The organism is Nocardioides sp. SYSU D00038 (genome assembly GCF_016924665.1).
In the GTDB taxonomy this organism is placed as follows: Bacteria; Actinomycetota; Actinomycetes; order Propionibacteriales; family Nocardioidaceae; genus Nocardioides.
This window is the reverse complement of record NZ_JAFFJT010000007.1, coordinates 1-19,422: the sequence shown is the minus strand read 5'-3', so window position 1 is coordinate 19,422 and position 19,422 is coordinate 1. Positions and strand designations below refer to the sequence as shown.

The window sequence follows — 19,422 nt, the reverse complement described above, 5'->3', positions numbered from 1 at the left end:
CGGTGGCGGTGCCGTCGTGGCTGCGCGCCCCGGTGCTGCTCGCGATCGGGTTCGCCACCGGCGTCGGCACCGTGTTCCTCCACGTCACGTGGTGGGGCCTGGCCCTCGGTGCCGCGACCACGCTGGTCTCGGCGTACGCCGTGCCGCCGGGGTGGACGACCCGGGTGCCGTGGGCCGTGGGCTGGGTGGCGCCGTTCGTGGCGGCGGTGCTGGTGCGCCGCAACGGCGGCTACCTCGTCGCCTCGGAGGCCCACGGCTACGGCCTGGTCGGGCTCGGGCTGGTGGTGCTGGTGGTGGCGCTCAGCACCCTGCCCGGCCCGGGACGATCACGGACCGGCGCCAGCGACTCCCTACTATGACCCCGTGACCACGCCGGCCCAGACCCCTGAGCGCGAGCGGGCGGGCGGACGTCTCGTCCTGCTCGTCGTGCTCGGCCTGCTCGTCGTCGCGGGGGCCGGCTACGCCGCGGCCTACGCCGTCGCGGGCGACGACCTGCCCCGCGGCACCTCCGTCGCGGGCGTCGACATCGGCGGGCGGTCCGCCGACGCCGCCGTCGCGCACCTCGAGGACGAGCTCGCCGAGCGGCTGGCCGAGCCGGTGCAGGTCAACGTCGACGACAGCTACGGCACCGTCGACGCCGACGACGTCGGGTTCGGCATCGACCTCGAGGCCACCGTCGCGCAGGCCGACCGCGGCCGCAGCTGGTCGCCCGGCCGGCTCTGGGACCACTTCACCGGCGGCGAGGAGCTCGAGCCGGTCGTCGAGATCGACGAGGAGCGCTTCGAGGAGTTCGTCGACGGCCTCGACGAGGACGCCGGCGACGCGCCCGTGGACGGCACCGTCACCTTCCGCAACGGCGCGGTGCGCACCACCGACCCCGAGATCGGCCGGGGCATCGACCCCGAGGCGGCCCGCGAGGCGGTCGCCGCGGCGTTCCTCGCCGAGCTGCCGCGCTCGCCGGTGGAGCTGCCGCTAGGGGAGACCGCGCCCGAGATCGACCAGGCCGACGTCGACGAGGCCGTCGAGACGTTCGCCAACCCCGCGATGTCGGGCCCGGTGACCCTGGTCTTCGGCAAGTCGCCGATCACGCTGCGGCCGCGCCAGTTCGGTGCGGCGCTGCGGCTGGTGCCCGAGGGTGGCGCGCTCGAGCCCGAGGTCGACGTCGACAAGCTCTCCGCGATGGTCGACAAGGGCACCTCCGGGCGCGACGAGCCCGTCGACGCCACCGTCAGGCTGGTCGACGGCAAGCCGAAGGTGGTCAAGGGCAAGCCCGGCCTGGAGTACGAGCCCGAGGTGGTCGCCGAGCAGTTCCTCTCGGTGGTCACCGAGAGCGGCGACGCCCGCCGCACCGAGGTCGAGGCCGAGGTCGCGGAGCCGGAGTTCACGACCCAGGACGCCAAGGACCTCAAGATCGTCGAGGAGGTGTCGTCGTTCACGACGTACTTCCCCTACGCCGAGTACCGCAACATCAACATCGGGCGGGCCGCCGAGCTGATCACCGGCACCGTGCTCAAGCCCGGCGAGACCTTCTCGCTCAACGACACCGTGGGCGAGCGCACCCGCGAGAACGGCTTCACCGAGGGCTTCATCATCAGCAACGGCATCTTCCGCGAGGACCTCGGCGGTGGTGTCTCGCAGATGGCGACCACGGCGTTCAACGCTGCCTTCTTCGCCGGCCTCAAGGACGTCGAGCACAAGCCCCACTCGTTCTACATCGACCGCTACCCCGTGGGCCGCGAGGCCACGGTGGCGTGGGGCTCGGTCGACCTGCGGTTCCAGAACGACACCCCCTACGGCGTCCTCATCGACGCCCGGGTCACGCCGAGCACCCCCGGGTCGCAGGGCGTGGTGACGGTGCGGATGTTCTCCACCAAGTACTGGGACATCGACACCACCACCAGCGACCGCTACAACTTCACCAGCCCCGGCACGCGCACCCTCGACGTCGAGGACTGCACGCCCAACACCGGCTACGGCGGCTTCGACGTCGACGTGAAGCGGATCTTCCGCAAGCCCGGCTCGTCGAAGGTCGTGAAGACCGAGAACTTCCACACCACCTACATCCCGTCCGACACGGTGATCTGCAAGCCGCCGGGCGGCGGCGACCGCGACCGTCAGGGAGCGGCGAGGTAGCGGTAGGTGTGGTGGTCGACGAAGCCCAGGCCGTCGTAGAGCGCGCGGGCGGCGTGGTTGTCGGCCAGCAGCTGGAGGTACGCCGTGGTCGCGCCCTGCTCGGCGCCCCACTCCAGCAGTGCGGCCATCACCAGCAGCCCGATCCGCCGGCCGCGGTGCGCGGGCTCGACCTCGATGCCGCGGAACCCGACCCACCCGTCGGCGCAGGCGGCCCGGCCGCGCGCGACCGGTGACCCGTCGCCCAGGCGGACCTCGAGGGTCGCGATGCCGGCGCCGCTGGTGAGCGCGACGTCGAGGTCCGGCAGGTCGACCCCGCGCAGCCGCCGGCGGGCCGCGGCCACGCCGGCGAGCTGGAAGACGGTGTCGGCGTCGGCCGACTCCAGCACCCAGCCGCGGTCGGCGAACAGCGCCTCCTCGGCCGAGCCGGGCAGCACCGCCGCGATCGGGCGCTTCCCCGCGGCGGCGTAGAAGGCGACGACCCGGTCGAGGGCGTCGTGCGGGGCGGGGCCGGGTGAGCCGATCGCGAGCACCGAGCTGGCCCGGCGGGCGGTGGCGGTGGGGGAGCGGCGCAGCACCCAGTCGCCCAGCGGCTCGGTCACCAGGTCGGGCCACAGCGCGAGCGCCCGCAGCTGGGCCTCGCGGGGCTCGACCCGGAGCCGGGTGGCCGGCCGCGGCGGCACCGGCTTGCCGGAGACGATGTCGGTGAGCGCGATCCGCACCGGGTCGCCGTCGGCGGGCTGCACGAGGCAGCCGTCGGCGTCCCAGGCCAGGCAGGTGCCGAGCAGGTCGGTGAACGCCGGGCCGCCGGTGGGCCCGGTCTCACCGCGCAGCAGCCGGCGCACGACGACCCGCTGGCCCACCACGTGGGGGCCGAGCCCGTGCCGCCCGGTCGCCGTGGGCATACCGTCGGTATCCAGCATGTGGGCGGAGTGGGGTACGTGCTCGGGCATCGGACGACTGATACTAGGCTGTGGCCCAGATCGGTCCTCGATCCCGAGCACTTCCAGGAGGAACCCGGTGACCTACGTCATCTCGCAGCCGTGTGTCGACGTCAAGGACCGCGCCTGTGTCGACGAATGCCCGGTGGACTGCATCTACGAGGGCAAGCGGATGCTCTACATCCACCCCGACGAGTGCGTCGACTGCGGTGCCTGCGAGCCGGTCTGCCCGGTGGAGGCCATCTTCTACGAGGACGACACCCCGGAGGAGTGGAAGCAGTACTACGACGCCAACGTCCACTTCTTCGACGAGATCGGCTCGCCCGGCGGAGCGGCCAAGATGGGTGAGATCGACCACGACCACCCCTACATCGCCGGCCTGGAGCCGCAGAACCAGGACGCGCACTGACCGTCTCCTCCCGGCTCCCGGACTTCCCCTGGGACCACCTGACGACCCACGCCACCCGGGCCCGCGCCCACGCCGACGGGATCGTCGACCTCTCGGTCGGCACCCCCGTCGACCCGACGCCCGAGGTCGTCCGGGCCGCGCTGCGCGACGCCGCTGACGCACCCGGCTACCCCGTGACCGTGGGCCGGGTCGAGACCCGGCAGGCGGTGCTCGACTGGCTGGCCGGCAGCCACGGCGTCACCGGCCTCGGCCTCCACCAGGTGCTGCCCGCGGTGGGCTCCAAGGAGCTGATCGGCTCGCTGGCGCTCCACCTCGGCATCGGCCCCGGCGACCTGGTCGTGCAGCCCGAGCTGGCCTACCCGACGTACGAGGTGGGCGCGGCCCTGGCGGGCGCCGAGCTGGTCGCCACCGACTCGTTGACCGCGCTGGGGCCGCGGGTGCCGCGGCTGCTGTGGCTGAACTCGCCGTCGAACCCCACCGGGCGGGTGCTTCCGCCGGCCCACCTGCGCAAGGTGGTCGAGTGGTGCCGCGAGCGCGGCACGATCCTGGTCTCCGACGAGTGCTACCTCGAGTGCGCTTGGGAGGCCGAGCCGGTCTCGGTGCTCCACCCCGACGTCTGCGGCGGCTCCACCGACGGCATCCTCGCCGTCCACTCGCTCTCGAAGCGGTCGAACCTCGCGGGCTACCGCTGCGCGTTCGTCGCTGGCGACGCGCGCTTGGTCGGCGAGCTGCTCGCCGTCCGCAAGAACCTCGGCCTGATGATGCCCGGCCCGATGCAGCACGCGATGGCCGCGGCGCTCGCCGACACCGGGCACGCCGTTGCCCAGCACGCCGTCTACGCCGCCCGTCGGGCCCGCCTGCGCGAGGCGCTGGAGCGGGCCGGCTTCCGCATCGACCACTCCGAGGCCTCGCTGTACCTCTGGGCCACCCGTGACGAGGACTGCTGGGACACCGTGTCGTGGCTGGCCGAGCGCGGCATCCTCGTCGCCCCCGGCGCCTTCTACGGCGCCGCCGGCGCCCGCCACGTGCGGGTCGCCTTCACCGCCACCGACGAGCGGGTCGGGGCGGCGGTGGCCCGGCTGCTGTAAGCCGGGGTCCACCACTCCTCCACGCCGCTGCAACGACCGGGAACTGGTGCGATCGGCGTGTCACAGGCGCGCGGGTCGCTCAGCCGGGGTCGGGGGTGAGGCCCACCGACTCGATGCCGGCGACGGCCGCGGCCTCGTCGTTGTCGGAGGTGTCGCCGGAGATGCCCACGGCGCCGACCACCACGTCGTTCTCGCGCACCAGGACGCCGCCCGGCACCGGCACCAGCGCGCCGCCGATGGCGGACGTGGCGGCGGCGATGAAGTAGGGCTGCGACTCGGCGCGGGCCATCAGCGCGCGGGTGCCGTGCCCGAGCGAGATCGCGCCGTGGGCCTTGGCGTAGGCGATCTCGAAGCGCTTGTTGGACGACCCGTCCTCGCGCTCGACGGCGGTGACGTGCCCGCCGGCGTCGAGCACGACGATCGTCAGGGGCTTGAAGCCCTGGCCCATCCCGTGCACGCGGGCGGCCGCGACGATCCGGCGGGCGGTGTCGAGGGTGAGGCTCATGAGGTGGCTCCTGGGGTCGGGGCGGTCGCGGCCTTGAGGGCGCGGCGCCGGCGGTGGAGGACGGGTTCGGTGTAGCCGCTGGGCTGGGCGAGCCCCTCGACGGCGAGCTCGCGGGCGGCCCGGAAGGCCTCGCCGTCGAAGCCGGGGGCCATCGGGCGGTAGCCGGGCTCGCCGGCGTTCTGCTCGTCGACCACCGCGGCCATCCGGCGGAACGACTCCTCGACCTGCTCGGGGGTGACGACGCCGTGCAGCAGCCAGTTGGCGACGTGCTGGCTGGAGATCCGGCAGGTCGCGCGGTCCTCCATCAGGGGGGTGCCGGAGAGGTCGGGCACCTTGGAGCAGCCGATGCCCGCGTCGATCCAGCGGACGACGTAGCCGAGGATGCCCTGCACGTTGTTGTCGAGCTCGCGGCGGCGGTCGTCGTCCGACCAGGCCGACGGGTCGCCCACCGGCACGGTCAGCAGGTCGGCGAGGCGGGCGCGTGGCCGGCCTGCCAGCTCGCGCTGCACCGCCGCGACGTCGACGTGGTGGTAGTGGGTCGCGTGCAGGGTCGCTGCCGTCGGCGACGGCACCCAGGCGCAGGACGCCCCGGCCCGCGGGTGGCCGATCTTCTGCTCGAGCATCTCGGCCATCGAGTCCGGCGCGGCCCACATGCCCTTGCCGATCTGGGCCCGCCCAGCCAGCCCGCAGGCCAGCCCGACGTCGACGTTGTTGTCCTCGTACGCCGCGATCCACGGCTGCGCCTTCATCTCGCCCTTGCGGTGCACCGGGCCGGCGTGCACCGAGGTGTGGATCTCGTCGCCGGTGCGGTCGAGGAAGCCGGTGTTGATGAAGCAGACCCGCTCGCGGGCGACCTCGATGCAGGCCTTGAGGTTGAGGGTCGTGCGCCGCTCCTCGTCCATGATCCCGACCTTGAGGGTCAGCGGTTCGACGCCCAGCCCGGTCTCCACCGCCGCGAACAGGTCGACGGTGAACGCCACCTCCTCGGGCCCGTGCATCTTCGGCTTCACGAAGTACATCGACCCCGTGCGCGAGTTGGCGAGCCCGCCCTCCCGGCGCAGGTCGTGCAGGCCGCACAGGGTGGTGACGAGCGCGTCGAGGACGCCCTCGGGCACCTCGGCGCCGGTGCTGTCGAGCACGGCGTCGGTGGTCATCAGGTGGCCGACGTGGCGCACCAGCATCAGCGCCCGCCCGGGCAGGGTGACGGTCGAGCCGTCGGCCGCCGTGCAGGTGCGGTCGGGGTGCATGGTGCGGGTGAACGTCCGTCCACCCTTGGTGACCTGCTCCTCGAGGGTGCCCTGCATCAGCCGCAGCCAGTTGCGGTAGCCCGCGACCTTGTCGTCGGCGTCGACGGCGGCCACGGAGTCCTCGAGGTCCATGATCGAGGTGACGGCCGACTCGAGCACCACGTCCTTGACCCCGGCGGCGTCGGTGGCGCCCACGCTGTCGTCGCGGTCGACCTGGATCTCCAGGTGCAGCCCGTGGTGCACGACCACCACCGCCTCCGGCGCGGCCGCGTCGCCGCGGTGCCCCACCAGCTGGGCGGGGTCGGCCAGCCGGGCGACGTCGCCGGTGGCGAGGGTGACGGCCAGCCCGTCGCCGTCCACGGCGTACGCCGTCGCGTCGGCGTGGCTGCCGGCCGTGAGCGGCGCGGCGACGTCGAGCAGCGCCCGGGCCCGGCGGATCACCTCGGCCCCGCGCACCGGGTTGTACGACGAGCCGGGGGCTAGGCCGCCCTCGCGGGGGACGGCGTCGGTGCCGTAGAGCGCGTCGTAGAGGGAGCCCCACCGGGCGTTGGCGGCGTTGGTGGCGAACCGGGCGTTGAGCATCGGCACCACGAGCTGGGGGCCGTGCTGCTGCGCGATCTCGGGGTCGACGCCACGGGTGGTGACCGTGACGTCGCCGGGCTCGGGGACCAGGTAGCCGATCTCGCGCAGGAACGCCTCGAGCTCGGCGGGGTCCGGCGCGCCGGGGTGGGCGCGGTGCCAGTCGTCGAGCTGCGCCTGGAGCTCGTCGCGGCGCGCGAGCAGCTCGCGGTTGCGCGGGGCGAACCGGTGGACGACCTCGTCGGCCGCGGCCCAGAACCGCTCGCTGGTGACGCCGGAGCCGGGGAGGGCCTCCTCCTCGACGAACCGGTGCAGCACCGCGGCCACCTCCAGCCCGCCGTGGCTGCCGCCGACCCGGACCCGCTCGCTCATCGCCCGCTCCCTTGCCAGTCGAAATCGCCGCGTGGAACACTCGCCAGCGCCCGGGCCGACCCGGGAAGTCGCTCGTGAGAATCTAGCGGAGGGAGTGGCGGCGGCCGTGACAGCCGACCTGCCCGACCTGCCCGACCTGGCCCCGCTGCGCGCCGCGCTGCCCGAGGGGGTCCTGGTCACCGACCCGGCGCGGCTCGAGACCTACCGCCACGACCGGGCCCGCGACCCCGGCGCCGGCACCCCGGTCGCGGTCGCGCTGGTCACCTCGACCGACGACGTGTGCGCCGTGGTGCGCTGGGCCGCGGAGCACCGGGTCGCGCTGGTGCCGCGCGGTGCCGGGTCGGGGCTCTCCGGCGGCGCCTCGGCCGTCGACGGCGGCCTGGTGGTCTCCACCGAGCGGATGCGTGCGATCACGGTCGACCCCGTCACCCGGATCGCCGTCGCCCAGCCGGGCGCGTTCAACGCCGCGGTCAAGGCGGCGGCCGCCGAGCACGGCCTGTGGTACCCGCCCGACCCGTCGTCGTACGAGTTCTGCTCGATCGGCGGCAACGTCGCGACCAACGCCGGCGGCCTGTGCTGCGTCAAGTACGGCGTCACCACCGACTACGTGCTCGGGATGACCGTGGTGCTCGCCGACGGCACCGCCGTCTCGCTGGGCGGGCCGCGGCTCAAGGACGTCGCCGGGCTCTCGCTCACCAAGCTGTTCGTCGGGAGCGAGGGGACGCTCGGGATCATCACCGAGGTGGTGCTCCGGCTGGTGCCCGCCCAGCGCCCGCCGGCGACGCTGGTGGCGACGTTCCCGACGCTCGACGGCTCCACCGCGGCGGTGCTCGACATCAGTCGGCGGCTGCGGCCCTCGATGCTGGAGTTCATGGACCGCTACACGATCAACGCCGTCGAGGACGAGACGCGCATGGGCCTGGACCGCGAGGCCGAGGGGATGCTCGTCATCCAGTCCGACGAGCCCGAGCAGCACGCCGACGCCGAGGTCGCGCTGATCACCGAGATCTGCACCGGCCACGGCGCCGAGGTCTTCGCCACCTCCGACCCGGGCGAGGGCGAGCAGTTCGTGGTGGCCCGCCGGATGGCGATCCCCGCGGTCGAGAAGCGTGGCTCGCTGCTGCTCGAGGACGTCGGCGTCCCGCTCACCGCGCTCGGCGACCTGTGCCGGGGGATGGCCGCTATCAGCGCCGCCCGCGAGGTCGAGATCGCCGTGATCGCCCACGCCGGCGACGGCAACACCCACCCGTTGATCGTCTTCGACCCCGCCGACGCCGACCAGTCCGCGCGCGCCCAGCAGGCCTACGGCGAGGTGATGGCCCTGGCGATCCGCCTCGGCGGCACCATCACCGGCGAGCACGGCGTGGGCCGGCTCAAGCGCGACTGGCTGCCCGACTACCTCGGCCCCGACGCGCTCGCGCTCAACCAGCGGGTCAAGGCCGCCCTGGACCCGCTGGGGATCATGAACCCCGGCGCGCTGCTGTAGCCCGCCGCCGCACCGTCAGTCGTGCACGTCGACGTGCACGTGGTCGCGGTGCTCCAGGATCGCGGCGGTCCCGGCCGGCCGGCCGTCGGTGTCGACGTCGTAGTCGCGCCACCCGTCGCCGGAGCGGAACCCGCTAGTCCAGATCCGGCCGTCGAAGATCAGCGTCCGGATCCGCAGCCGCTCGGCCTGGGTGACGAGGTACTGCGCGATCGCCCACCCCCGCACCCGGTTGGCGGCGCTGATGGGTCGCACGAACAGGTCGATGGCCCGGCCCTCGTAGTGGGCCGACCCCTGCTGGTGACCGGTCGACACGCCGCCGGGCTCGAAGCCGCCGAGGGGCGCGTCGGGGAAGCGGGCGTCGAGGTCGCGCCGCACCTCCTCGGCCCGCGCGGTGAGGCCCGACGCGCGCAGCCGCGGGTTGCCGTCGGCGACGTCGGGGTCGAGGCGGCAGCTGAGGGCGGCGGGGGAGTGGCCGGTGAGCGCGGAGGCGAGCACCCGCGCGTCGGCCTCGTGGTCGGCGTAGGCGTCCGGGTACGCCGAGCGCTGCACCGCCTGGGCCGCGACGGTGACCTCCATGTCGGTGTAGCCGTCGATCCGCTCGAGCGCGTCGTAGAACGCGTGGGTGGCGTAGACGGGGTCACCCACCTGCTCCGGCGTCCCCCATCCCTGCGATGGCCGCTGCTGGAACAGCCCGATCGAGTCGCGGTCACCGCCCTCGAGGTCGAGGATCTTCGACTCCTGGTACGCCGTGGCGAGCGCGATCGTCACGGCCCGCGCCGGCAGCCCGCGCTGTACCCCGATCGCCGCGATCAGCCCGGCGTTCTCGGCCTGCTGGAGCGAGAGGTCGACGTTGCGCCCGTCGACGGTGGCGGTGCAGAGGTCGGGGGCGAGGAACGGCATCGGCTTGTCGGTGGCCAGCGCCCAGCCGAGGGCGGCGACCAGGCCCACGGTCGCGACCCCCGCGACCGCGGTCAGCCCCCTCTTCACGCCGCCAGTCTCGCGTACCGGTGGTTGAGGAAGGCGTGCAACGCCTGTCTCGAAACCCGGTGAGCCGACCGCCCTCCCTGTAGCGGGTGATTCCGGGGACGTGGCTCGGGCGGGGGCTGACTGCGGGCTGGTGGGATCCGGCGGGCGGATGACTGTGGTTGGTGGTGGGTGCGGGGTGCCGCGCGAGGGTGGGCACTGCGGCTGCTGCGCGCCGGACGTCGTTCGGCACTCGTTGCCGTGTCGCCGGACTCTGCCCTGCGGTTCCCCGGCGTTCGTGTCGGCGCCACGCCGCCGTCTACGTGCCGAACGCCGCCCGTCGCTCCGCCGCCTCCGTGCCGGCGGCGCGGCACCCCGGCGTGCGGACGCCGGGCACCGGTGGTCGAGCAGCGAGCGCCAGCGAGCGTCGTCGAGACCCGGTGAGCCGAGAGGCCTCCTGTCTCACCGGAGGGCGTTCGGGTGCGCCCACCGTTGGTTGAGGAAGGACGAAGCCCCGTCTCGAAACCCAGTGAGCCGAGAGCCCTCCTGTCCCCACCGGAGGGCGTTCGGGTGCGGGGGTTTCGAGACAGTTGCTAGCGCAACTTCCTCAACCAGCGGGGGTTTCGACCAACGGGGGGAATGGGTCAGTTGGCGTGCAGGGCGGCGTTGAGCGAGACGCCCTCGCTGCGCCACGGGACCGCCTCGATGGCGCCGGTGACGGAGTTGCGGCGGAAGAGGACGTTGTCGGCGCCGGAGAGCTCGGCGGCCTTGACCACGCGGGGCTTGCCGTCGAGGTCGGTGATCGTGACCTTGGTGCCGGCGGTGACGTAGCAGCCGGCCTCGACGACGCAGTCGTCGCCGAGGGAGATGCCGATGCCGGCGTTGGCGCCGAGCAGGCAGCGCTCGCCGACCGAGATGACCTCCCTGCCGCCGCCCGAGAGGGTGCCCATGATCGAGGCGCCGCCGCCGACGTCGGAGCCGTCGCCGACCACCACGCCGGCCGAGATCCGGCCCTCGACCATCGAGGCGCCGAGAGTGCCGGCGTTGAAGTTCACGAAGCCCTCGTGCATGACCGTGGTGCCCTCGGCGAGGTGGGCACCGAGCCGCACCCGGTCGGCGTCCGCGATCCGCACGCCGCTGGGCAGCACGTAGTCGACCATCCGCGGGAACTTGTCGACGCCGTAGACCGCGACCTCGTGGCCGGCGGCCCGGAGCCGGGCCCGGGTGAGCTCGAAGCCCTCGACGGCGCACGGGCCGGCGGAGGTCCACACCACGTTGGTGAGCAGCCCGAAGATGCCGTCGAGGGAGAGGCCGTGCGGCCGGACCAGCCGCGCCGAGATCAGGTGCAGGCGCAGCCAGACCTCCTCGGTCGTGGTGGGCGCCGCGGCGAGGTCGGCGACCTCGACCAGCCGGACCTCGCGGGTCACGCCGCGGGCCTCGTCGGTGCCGGCCAGCGCGGTGAGCTCGGCGGGCGCGTCGCTGCCGTCGGCCCCGCCGAGCGCGGGGGCCGGGAACCACGCGTCGAGGACGGTGCCGTCGGCGGTGGTGGTGACGAGGGCGTGGCCGTGCGCGGCGGTGGGTCCGGCGGTGGGCGTGGAGGTGGTCACGGGTCCGCACTCTACGAAAGGTCGCGGTGCCGTCGGCGCCGCGGCCCACCTGACGGTGCTCCGGAGCGACCCCGCGGCGCCGGCCGGCGGCCCCACCCCCGACGAGGGCGTGCTGCGCATCCGCCTAGAGGTCGGTGCGGCCGTCGATGCACTCGCGCAGCAGGTCGGCGTGGCCGCAGTGGCGGGCGTACTCCTCGACGAGGTGGACGACGACCTCGCGGACCTCGAGGTCGCCCTCGGGGTGGGCGCCGAGCGCGTCGAGCGGGGTGGCGGCCAGCACGTCCTCGGCGTGCGCCACCTCGGTGCGCCAGGCCGCCCACGCCTCCTCGACCACGGCGGGGTCGGCGACCGCGCCGTCGAAGTCGGCGTCGCGCCGGTCGTCCTTGCCCCACAGCCGCGGCAGCGCCAGGTCGCGGCCCACCACCCGGCGCCACCACGAGTGCTCGACCGCGGCCAGGTGGCGCAGCAGCCCGAGCAGCGACAGCGACGACGGCGGCACCGCCCGCCGGGCCAGCTGGTCGGCGTCGAGCCCGCTGCACTGTCGCTCGAACGTCGCCCGGTAGTGGCGCAGGTAGTCCTCGAGCACCGCGCGCTCGCCGCGCAGGGGGAGGTCGGGGCCGGCCGGCTGCTGCTCGCTCACCCGGCCACCCTCGCCCGGGACGGGGCCCGGCCGCAATCCGATTCGCGGGCGGCCCGCCGCGCGCCGTAGGCTGGGGGCACAGGCGTCCGAGCCGTCATCAGCGGCGAGCCTCCGGAAGAAAGCCCCGGGCGACCGGGGTGACTAGAACCGGACGGGTGGGCCCGTCACAGCCCGAGAACGAGCGGTTCGTCCCCAGCAGCCGGGGGACGGGCAAACGAGGTGGTACCGCGGGCCCTCCCCGGAGGGGTCGTCCTCGTGCCGATCAGTGCACGGACGACGCAGCCCAGGAGCGAGCCACCCATGACCTACCCCCAGGTCTCCACCGCCGGTCACGAGACCGTCCCCTCCAGCCCCCGCTTCCCGGAGATCGAGGAGCGGGTGCTCGCCTACTGGCACGCCGACGGCACCTTCCAGGCCAGCGTCGACGCGCGCGACGCCGGACCCGACGGCAGCAACGAGTTCGTCTTCTACGACGGCCCGCCGTTCGCCAACGGCCTGCCCCACTACGGCCACCTGCTCACCGGCTACGTCAAGGACCTGATCCCGCGCTACCAGACCATGCGCGGGCGCAAGGTCGAGCGGCGCTTCGGCTGGGACACCCACGGCCTGCCCGCCGAGCTCGAGGCGATGCGGCTCAACGGCATCAAGACCACCGACGAGATCGTCGAGATGGGCATCGACAAGTTCAACGACGCCTGCCGCGAGTCGGTGATGAAGTACACCGGCGAGTGGCGCGACTACGTCACCCGGCAGGCGCGCTGGGTCGACTTCGACAACGACTACCGCACCATGAACGCCGACTACATGGAGTCGGTGATCTGGGCGTTCAAGCAGCTCCACGACAAGGGTTTGGTCTACGAGGGCTTCCGGGTGCTGCCCTACTGCTGGAACGACGAGACGCCGCTGTCGAACCACGAGCTGCGGATGGACGACGACGTCTACCAGAACCGCCAGGACCCGGCGGTCACCGTGGGGCTGCGGCTGACCAGCGGTCCGGCCGAGGGCGCGCTCGCGCTGGTGTGGACCACCACGCCGTGGACGCTGCCGTCGAACCTGGCGATCATGGTCGGCTCCACGATCGACTACGTCGTCGTCGAGGCCCCGGTGCCCGGCACCGAGGAGACCGCGCGCTACCTGGTCGCCGAGGCCCGGCTGGCGGCGTACGCCCGCGAGCTCGGCGACGAGCCCGTCGTGGTCGCCCGCCACACCGGCGCCGAGCTGGTCGGCAGCACCTACGTGCCGCCGTTCACCTACTACCTGGGGCGCGAGAACGCCTTCCGCGTCGTCGCCGCCGACGAGGCCGTCACCACCACCGACGGTGTCGGCCTGGTGCACACCGCCGGCGCGTTCGGCGAGGTCGACAAGGAGGTCACCGACCGCGAGGGCATCGAGGCGGTGATGCCGGTCGGCAAGGACGGCCGGTTCACCTCGCCGGTCGACGACTACGCGGGGATGCTGGTCTTCGACGCCAACCTGCAGATCATCGACCACCTCAAGGCCGCCACCCGCGGCGAGGCCGCCGCCTCGGTGTCGCCCGGCACCGTGCTGCTGCGCCGCGAGACCTACGACCACAGCTACCCCCACTGCTGGCGCTGCCGCGAGCCGCTGATCTACAAGGGCGTCTCGTCGTGGTTCGTCGAGGTGACCGCGATCAAGCAGCGGATGCTCGAGCTGAACCAGCAGATCAACTGGGTGCCCGACCACATCCAGGACGGCCAGTTCGGCCGCTGGTTGGAGAACGCCCGCGACTGGTCGATCACCCGCAACCGGTTCTGGGGCTCGCCGGTGCCGGTGTGGCGCAGCGACGACCCGGCGTACCCCCGCATCGACGTCTACGGCTCCTTCGAGGAGATCGAGCGCGACTTCGGCACGCTGCCGCGCAACCGCGACGGCGAGCCCGACCTGCACCGGCCGTGGGTCGACGAGCTCACCCGTCCCAACCCCGACGACCCGCGCCCGGAGGGGGAGCGCTCGACGATGCGCCGGGTCCCCGACGTGCTCGACGTGTGGTTCGACTCCGGGTCGATGTCCTACGCCCAGGTGCACTACCCGTTCGAGAACGCGGAGTGGTTCGACGGGTCGGCCAGCACCAAGGGCCACTTCCCGGCTGACTTCATCGTCGAGTACATCGGCCAGACCCGCGGCTGGTTCTACACGCTGCACGTCCTGGCGAGCGCGATCTTCGACAAGCCGGCGTTCGAGAACTGCATCAGCCACGGGATCGTGCTCGGCTCCGACGGCAACAAGATGTCGAAGTCGCTGCGCAACTACCCCGACGTCACCGAGGTCTTCGACCGCGACGGCGCCGACGCGATGCGCTGGTTCCTCATGTCGTCGCCGATCCTGCGCGGCGGCAACCTGGTCGTCACCGAGCAGGGCATCCGCGACTCGGTGCGCCAGGTGATGATCCCGCTCTGGAACAGCTGGTACTTCTTCCAGCTCTACGCCAACGCCGCGCGCGACGGCGCGGGCTACCGCGCGTCGTGGTCGACGGCGTCGACCGACCCGCTCGACCGCTACGTGCTGGCCAAGACCCGGCAGTACGTCGAGCAGATGACCGCCGCGCTCGACGGCTACGCCGTCGCCGACGCCTGCGACGCGACGCGGTCGTTCCTCGACGTGCTCTCGAACTGGTACATCCGCCGCTCGCGCGACCGGTTCTGGGGCGACAACCCCGAGGCCTTCGACACCCTGCACACGGTGCTCGAGGTGGTCTGCCGGGCGACCGCCCCGCTGCTGCCGCTCACCACCGAGGAGGTGTGGCGGGGCCTCACCGGCGGCCGTTCGGTCCACCTCGCCGACTGGCCGCTGGCCGCCGACCTGCCGGCCGACGACGCCCTGGTCGCCGCGATGGACCAGGTGCGCGACATCTGCTCGTCCGGCTCGGCGCTGCGCAAGGCGGCCAACCTCCGCAACCGGCTGCCGCTGTCGTCGCTGACCGTGGTCGTCGCCGACCCCGCCGCGCTGGCCGGCTTCGAGCCGATCATCGCCGACGAGCTGAACCTCAAGGAGGTGCGGCTGCTCGCGGCCGACGCGCCCGAGGCGGCGTCGTACGGCGTCTCGCAGAAGCTCACGGTCAACGCCCGGGCCGCCGGGCCGCGGCTGGGCAAGGACGTGCAGCGCGCGATCAAGGGCTCCAAGTCCGGCGACTGGTCGGTGGCCGACGACGGCACCGTCACCGCCGGCGGGCTGGTGCTGGTCGAGGGGGAGTACACCCTCGAGACCGTCGCCGGCGCGGCCGACGACTCCACCGCGGTGGGGATGCTCCCCGGCGGCTTCGTGGTGCTCGACACCGAGGTCACCCCGGCGCTGGCCGCCGAGGGCCTGGCCCGCGACCTGGTGCGGGCGGTCCAGCAGGCCCGCCGCGACGCCGGGCTGCAGGTCTCGGACCGGATCGCCCTCACCGTGTCGGGCTCGGCGACCGTGCAGGCGGCCGCCCGCGCCCACGAGGAGCTCGTCACCCGCGAGACCCTCGCGACGTCCTACGACGTGGTCGCGGACGCCGAGGGCACCGAGGTCGTCGTCGGCGACGGCGAGCGGGCCACGGTCGAGGTCACCAGGGCGTAGCGGGTCCGATCAGAGCGGCCGCGGCTGGTAGGTGAGGACCAGCGTCCCGGCGGCCGTCTGCCAGCGCGAGCCGGCGGGCTGCCAGACCCGGGCGACGTAGTAGGCGTGGCCGGCGTCGACGCCCTTCAGGTCGACGAGCAGGACCGTGGTGTGGCTGCGGTCGTCGGCCCAGTGGTGCTCCTCGCGACAGTCGGGGCCCGAGCGCCCCTCGACGTGGTACGGCGTCCGCAGGGTGATCTCGAGCGTCCGGGCGCCCACCCCCGGGAGGAAGCGGGCGGATACCCGGCCGCCCCCGAGCGGCCCCTCGCCCGACTCCACCTCCTCCCACCAGAACGTGCACGCCTCCCCGCCGTCGGTGTAGGTGTCGAAACCGGTCCAGGTGTACCGGCCGCCGGCGTCGGCGAAGGTGGCCCGGTGCGGCTCCCGCGTGGGCGACGCCGCGGCGAGGTCGATCTCGATGTCGCCCCAGCGGTCCCAGGTGCGGTCGCGCCCCGACGAGACCGTGTGCCCGGACTCGCGCAGCGCGATGTCGCCGACGAGGCGTCCGCCGGCCCAGGGCAGCAGCTCGCCGGGCTCGAGCCGGTGGAGGGTGACCCAGGGTCCGACCTCGCAGTCGTTCTTGCGCTCGGCCTTGCTGCGCGGAGCCTTTTTCGGCGCGAGGCAGACGATGACGCGGTAGCGGCCTTCCTTGGCAGCCGGCACGCGCACCGTCACCGGCCGGGTGGTGCGGGCGCGGGCGGCCAGCGCCGGCACCCGCCCCCGGCCGGCGACGCGGTCGTCCTTCGAGGGGCGGCCGTCGCGCGACAGCAGCAGCCGCAGGGGCGTGGCCGCGGACCGGGCGGACCCGCGGTTGACCACGAGGGCACGGACGGTCAGGCGGTCACCCGTCGTCACGTGCGCCGGGACCTTGCGCACGGAGGCGACGGCCGGGTCCGCTCCTCGTGCCGCCGCGTCGGCGTGCGGCGGCGCCAGCGTTCCGAGCAGCGTCACCGCCAGCGCGGCCGCGGCGGCCAGCGCCGTCGCCGTGGTCGTCGCCGTCCCTCGTCGTGCTCCCAGGGTCCGCATCGGGGTCCGCATCGGGGTCCGCATCGGGTCCGCCTTCCGTCGCTGACGTGTCCGGGGTCACGATGCTGCGCCCTGCGGCCCGACCGTCAGGGACAGATGTCCCCGGCCGGCCGGACCGCAGCCCCCGGACCGGCGCGGGTGGGTCAGCGGGCCAGGCGGCGGTAGGCCCGGGCCGAGAGGGGCAGGAACACCAGGGTGAGCACGGCCGGCCACAGCGTGGCCGCGAGCACCGCGTGGTCGGCCAGCACGCCGTCGGTGACCCCGACCGGGTTGCCGAACAGGTCGCGGCAGGCGGCGGCGGTGGCCGAGACCGGGTTCCACTGGGCCAGGAAGGCCAACCAGCCCGGCATCGTCTCGGGTGCGACGAACAGGTTGGACAGGAAGCCCAGCGGCCACACCAGCACCTGCACCGCCATCACCGCCCCCTCGCCCCGCAGGACCAGGCCGAGGTAGATCCCGATCCACAGCACGGCGACCCGCAGCCACAGCAGGAGCAGCACCGCCAGCGCAGCGGCCGCGAGCCCGCCCTCGGCGCGCCAGCCGACGAGCAGGCCGCCCACCAGCAGCACGGCGAGCTGGAGGGCGGAGTTGGCCAGGTCGGCGCCCGCCCTCCCCAGCGGTACGGCGGTGCTGCTGATCGGCAGCGACCGCAACCGGTCGGTGACGCCCTTGCGGCTGTCGTTGGTGATCGCGCTCATCGTGGTCTCGACGCCGAACATCATCGCCAGCGCGAGCATCCCCGGCACCAGGTAGGGCAGGTAGTCGCCGCCACCGGGCAGCTCGATGGCGCCGCCGAAGAGGTAGCCGAAGACCAGCAGCAGCATCACCGAGAACAGCACGCCGAAGACCGGCGTCCACGGCTCCCGCTGCCAGTGCTTGAGCTCGCGCTGGGTCATCACCCAGCCCTGCTGCAGCGCACTCATGCCGCGCTCCCCTCGGTCACGTGCAGGAAGACCTCGTCGAGCGTCGGCCGGCGCAGCAGCACGTCGGCGACCTCGAGGCCGGCGGCGTCGAGGGCGCGCACGGCGTTCATCAGCGCCACCGTGCCCCCGCCGGCTCCGGCCTCGACCGTCACCCGCTGCGTCTCGGCGTCGGCCTCGCCGCCGACGGCGGCTGCCACCCGCGCGAGGTCGTCGGCGCTGCGCGCGGTCACGATCACCCGGTCGCCGCCGAGCCGGTCCTTGAGCTCGGACGACGTGCCCTCGGCCACCACCCGACCGGCGCCGAGCACGGTGATCCGGTCGGCCAGCTGGTCGGCCTCGTCGAGGTACTGCGTGGTCAGCAGCACCGTGGTGCCCGCGGCGACCACCGCGCGCACGGCCTCCCAGACCTCGTTGCGGCCGCGCGGGTCGAGCCCGGTGGTGGGCTCGTCGAGGAACAGCAGGGCCGGGCGCCGGACCAGCCCGGCCGCGATGTCGAGCCGTCGGCGCATGCCGCCGGAGTAGGTCGAGACCTTGCGGTCGGCGGCCTCGGTCAGCCCGAACGACGCCAGCAGCTCCTCGGCCCGGGACCGGGCCTGCCGGGCGCCGAGCCCGTGCAGGCGGCCGAACATCACCAGGTTCTCGCGCCCGTGCAGCACCTCGTCGAGGGCGGGGAACTGGCCGACCAGCCCGATGGCCGCGCGCACGGCGGCGGGGGAGCGGCGCACGTCGTGGCCTGCGACGCGGACCTCGCCCTCGTCGCACCGGGTGAGCGTGGCGAAGGCGTGCACGGCTGTGCTCTTGCCGGCGCCGTTGGGCCCGAGCAGGGCGTGCACGGTGCCGGCGCGGACCTCGAGGTCGAGCCCGTCGAGGGCGCGGGTCGCGCCGTACCTCTTGTGCAGGCCGCGCGCGAGCAGCGGTGTGGTGGTGGGGTCCATCCGCGTCCTTTCTTCGTACGATGTACGGAGTGAACGGCGGAGACTAGCACAATATTCCGTACGGCGTACGGAGCAAGCCGCCGCGCGGCTAGGCTCACCCCCGTGACCGCCTCGCCCGACCCCGCCGAGCCTGCGGCGCCGGAGCCCGCCCGGCCGGACCCCGCCCTGCGCCTGCTCTGGCGGCACGTGGTCGCCGAGGACGAGCAGCCCCGCCGGGGCCCGCGGCAGCGCCTGAGCGTCGACGACGTGGTCGACGCCGCGATCGCGATGGCCGACGCGGAGGGTCTCGCCGGGGTGAGCATGCGCGGACTCGCGCAGCGGCTGGGGTTGGCGCCGATGTCGCTCTACACCTACGTGCCGGGCCGCAACGAGCTGGTGGCGCTGATGGTCGACCAGGTGCTGGCCCGGCGCGAGCTGCCGCCGCTCCCCGACGGGCTGCGGGCCCGGCTCGAGACCGTCGCACGGGTGCACCACGCCGAAGCGCTCGCCCACCCCTGGCTGCTCGACGTCACCGGCATCCGGCCGTGGCTCGGCCCCGGGGCGGCCGACCGCTACGAGTGGCAGCTCTCCGCGGTGGAGGGGGTGGGCCTCGACGACGTCGAGATGGACCAGACCGTGGCCCTCCTGGTCGGCTTCGCCAGCAGCATCGCGCACGCCGAGCACGAGAAGCGCCGCGCCGAGCGGGAGTCGGGGCAGAGCGAGCTGGCGTGGTGGGAGGCGAACGCCGAGGAGCTGGGCCGGGTGATGTCAGGTCGCGAGTACCCCCTCGCCGGCCGGGTCGGCCAGGCCGCGGGCGAGGCCTACCAGGCCGCCAGCGACCCGGCCCGCGAACTCGAGTTCGGCCTGGCCCGGATCGTCGACGGCGTCCTCGCCCTGCTCGCCACCCGCTCCTGACCGCGCCGAGTCGGGGGGGGGGGGGGGGGGGAGCAGGCGCCACCACCCGCCGCCGCCGGCCCCGCCGCCGG

Annotated in this window: 16 protein-coding genes; 7 read left to right on the top strand and 9 right to left on the bottom strand. The window is 74.0% G+C overall.

Annotated features, from left to right (window positions below; genetic code table 11):
* Positions 1-2 precede the first annotated feature (2 nt).
* Positions 3-359 carry a hypothetical protein gene (locus tag JT721_RS02390; protein ID WP_205471299.1) on the top strand — a complete coding sequence of 119 codons (357 nt, stop codon included), beginning with the start codon at positions 3-5 and terminating at the stop codon, positions 357-359.
* A 4-nt stretch (positions 360-363) separates the two neighbouring features.
* The gene (locus JT721_RS02385) at positions 364-2,133 is read left to right on the top strand and encodes a VanW family protein (RefSeq protein WP_205471298.1); all 1,770 of its coding nucleotides are present in this window, start codon (positions 364-366) and stop codon (positions 2,131-2,133) included.
* Here the strand turns inward: JT721_RS02385 and JT721_RS02380 are convergent.
* Positions 2,115-3,083: a GNAT family N-acetyltransferase gene (locus tag JT721_RS02380; RefSeq protein ID WP_205471297.1), complete on the bottom strand. Its 969-nt coding sequence runs from the start codon at positions 3,081-3,083 to the stop codon at positions 2,115-2,117. The two genes, JT721_RS02385 and JT721_RS02380, sit on opposite strands and share 19 nt — an antisense overlap.
* A gap of 67 nt (positions 3,084-3,150) precedes the next feature.
* On the opposite strand from JT721_RS02380, the gene fdxA reads away from it, so the two are divergent.
* Both fdxA and dapC read left to right on the top strand, forming a co-directional pair.
* Positions 3,151-3,480, top strand: coding sequence for a ferredoxin (gene fdxA, locus JT721_RS02375; protein ID WP_205471296.1), 330 nt, complete (start codon positions 3,151-3,153; stop codon positions 3,478-3,480).
* The gene (dapC, locus tag JT721_RS02370) at positions 3,477-4,568 is read left to right on the top strand and encodes a succinyldiaminopimelate transaminase (protein WP_205471670.1); all 1,092 of its coding nucleotides are present in this window, start codon (positions 3,477-3,479) and stop codon (positions 4,566-4,568) included. The genes fdxA and dapC overlap by 4 nt, the downstream gene beginning before the upstream one ends.
* A 79-nt stretch (positions 4,569-4,647) precedes the next feature.
* Here the strand turns inward: dapC and JT721_RS02365 are convergent, their stop codons facing one another.
* On the bottom strand, positions 4,648-5,073 hold the full coding sequence (locus tag JT721_RS02365) for a heme-binding protein (protein ID WP_205471295.1): 426 nt from the start codon (positions 5,071-5,073) through the stop codon (positions 4,648-4,650).
* The gene (locus tag JT721_RS02360) at positions 5,070-7,271 is read right to left on the bottom strand and encodes a malate synthase G (protein WP_205471294.1); all 2,202 of its coding nucleotides are present in this window, start codon (positions 7,269-7,271) and stop codon (positions 5,070-5,072) included. The genes JT721_RS02365 and JT721_RS02360 overlap by 4 nt, the downstream gene beginning before the upstream one ends.
* 106 nt (positions 7,272-7,377) lie before the next feature.
* Between JT721_RS02360 and JT721_RS02355 the strand changes: the two genes are divergently transcribed.
* A complete protein-coding gene (locus JT721_RS02355) occupies positions 7,378-8,757 on the top strand; it encodes an FAD-linked oxidase C-terminal domain-containing protein (RefSeq protein ID WP_307827850.1) in 1,380 nt (459 codons plus the stop codon).
* A gap of 15 nt (positions 8,758-8,772) precedes the next feature.
* Here the strand turns inward: JT721_RS02355 and JT721_RS02350 are convergent, their stop codons facing one another.
* The 3 genes from JT721_RS02350 to JT721_RS02340 all read right to left on the bottom strand — a co-directional run bounded on the left by JT721_RS02350 (position 8,773) and on the right by JT721_RS02340 (position 11,967).
* Positions 8,773-9,744 carry a hypothetical protein gene (locus tag JT721_RS02350; RefSeq protein WP_205471293.1) on the bottom strand — a complete coding sequence of 324 codons (972 nt, stop codon included), beginning with the start codon at positions 9,742-9,744 and terminating at the stop codon, positions 8,773-8,775.
* A 620-nt stretch (positions 9,745-10,364) separates the two neighbouring features.
* On the bottom strand, positions 10,365-11,327 hold the full coding sequence (dapD, locus tag JT721_RS02345; protein WP_307827849.1) for a 2,3,4,5-tetrahydropyridine-2,6-dicarboxylate N-succinyltransferase: 963 nt from the start codon (positions 11,325-11,327) through the stop codon (positions 10,365-10,367).
* Positions 11,328-11,451: 124 nt separating this feature from the next.
* On the bottom strand, positions 11,452-11,967 hold the full coding sequence (locus JT721_RS02340; RefSeq protein ID WP_205471291.1) for a DinB family protein: 516 nt from the start codon (positions 11,965-11,967) through the stop codon (positions 11,452-11,454).
* A gap of 300 nt (positions 11,968-12,267) precedes the next feature.
* On the opposite strand from JT721_RS02340, the gene ileS reads away from it, so the two are divergent.
* Positions 12,268-15,534, top strand: coding sequence for an isoleucine--tRNA ligase (gene ileS / locus JT721_RS02335; RefSeq protein ID WP_205471290.1), 3,267 nt, complete (start codon positions 12,268-12,270; stop codon positions 15,532-15,534).
* 9 nt (positions 15,535-15,543) lie between these two features.
* Here ileS and JT721_RS02330 read toward each other — a convergent pair whose 3' ends face one another.
* The 3 genes from JT721_RS02330 to JT721_RS02320 all read right to left on the bottom strand — a co-directional run bounded on the left by JT721_RS02330 (position 15,544) and on the right by JT721_RS02320 (position 18,457).
* On the bottom strand, positions 15,544-16,623 hold the full coding sequence (locus JT721_RS02330) for a CARDB domain-containing protein (protein ID WP_205471289.1): 1,080 nt from the start codon (positions 16,621-16,623) through the stop codon (positions 15,544-15,546).
* A 119-nt stretch (positions 16,624-16,742) separates the two neighbouring features.
* Positions 16,743-17,522, bottom strand: a complete 780-nt coding sequence (locus JT721_RS02325) for an ABC transporter permease (protein ID WP_205471288.1) — start codon at positions 17,520-17,522, stop codon at positions 16,743-16,745.
* On the bottom strand, positions 17,519-18,457 hold the full coding sequence (locus tag JT721_RS02320) for an ATP-binding cassette domain-containing protein (protein WP_205471287.1): 939 nt from the start codon (positions 18,455-18,457) through the stop codon (positions 17,519-17,521). The genes JT721_RS02325 and JT721_RS02320 overlap by 4 nt, the downstream gene beginning before the upstream one ends.
* 102 nt (positions 18,458-18,559) lie before the next feature.
* On the opposite strand from JT721_RS02320, the gene JT721_RS02315 reads away from it, so the two are divergent.
* On the top strand, positions 18,560-19,351 hold the full coding sequence (locus JT721_RS02315; protein WP_205471286.1) for a TetR/AcrR family transcriptional regulator: 792 nt from the start codon (positions 18,560-18,562) through the stop codon (positions 19,349-19,351).
* Positions 19,352-19,422: the final 71 nt, after the last annotated feature.

Bases quoted from the DNA above. Each gene is read 5' to 3' on its own strand.
- JT721_RS02380 (WP_205471297.1), bottom strand. From the start codon at position 3,083: ATGCCCGAGCACGTACCCCACTCCGCCCACATGCTGGATACCGACGGT.
- JT721_RS02365 (WP_205471295.1), bottom strand. From the start codon at position 5,073: ATGAGCCTCACCCTCGACACCGCCCGCCGGATCGTCGCGGCCGCCCGC.
- JT721_RS02360 (WP_205471294.1), bottom strand. From the start codon at position 7,271: ATGAGCGAGCGGGTCCGGGTCGGCGGCAGCCACGGCGGGCTGGAGGTG.
- ileS (WP_205471290.1), top strand. From the start codon at position 12,268: ATGACCTACCCCCAGGTCTCCACCGCCGGTCACGAGACCGTCCCCTCC.
- JT721_RS02330 (WP_205471289.1), bottom strand. From the start codon at position 16,623: ATGCGGACCCCGATGCGGACCCCGATGCGGACCCTGGGAGCACGACGA.
- JT721_RS02325 (WP_205471288.1), bottom strand. From the start codon at position 17,522: ATGAGTGCGCTGCAGCAGGGCTGGGTGATGACCCAGCGCGAGCTCAAG.
- JT721_RS02320 (WP_205471287.1), bottom strand. From the start codon at position 18,457: ATGGACCCCACCACCACACCGCTGCTCGCGCGCGGCCTGCACAAGAGG.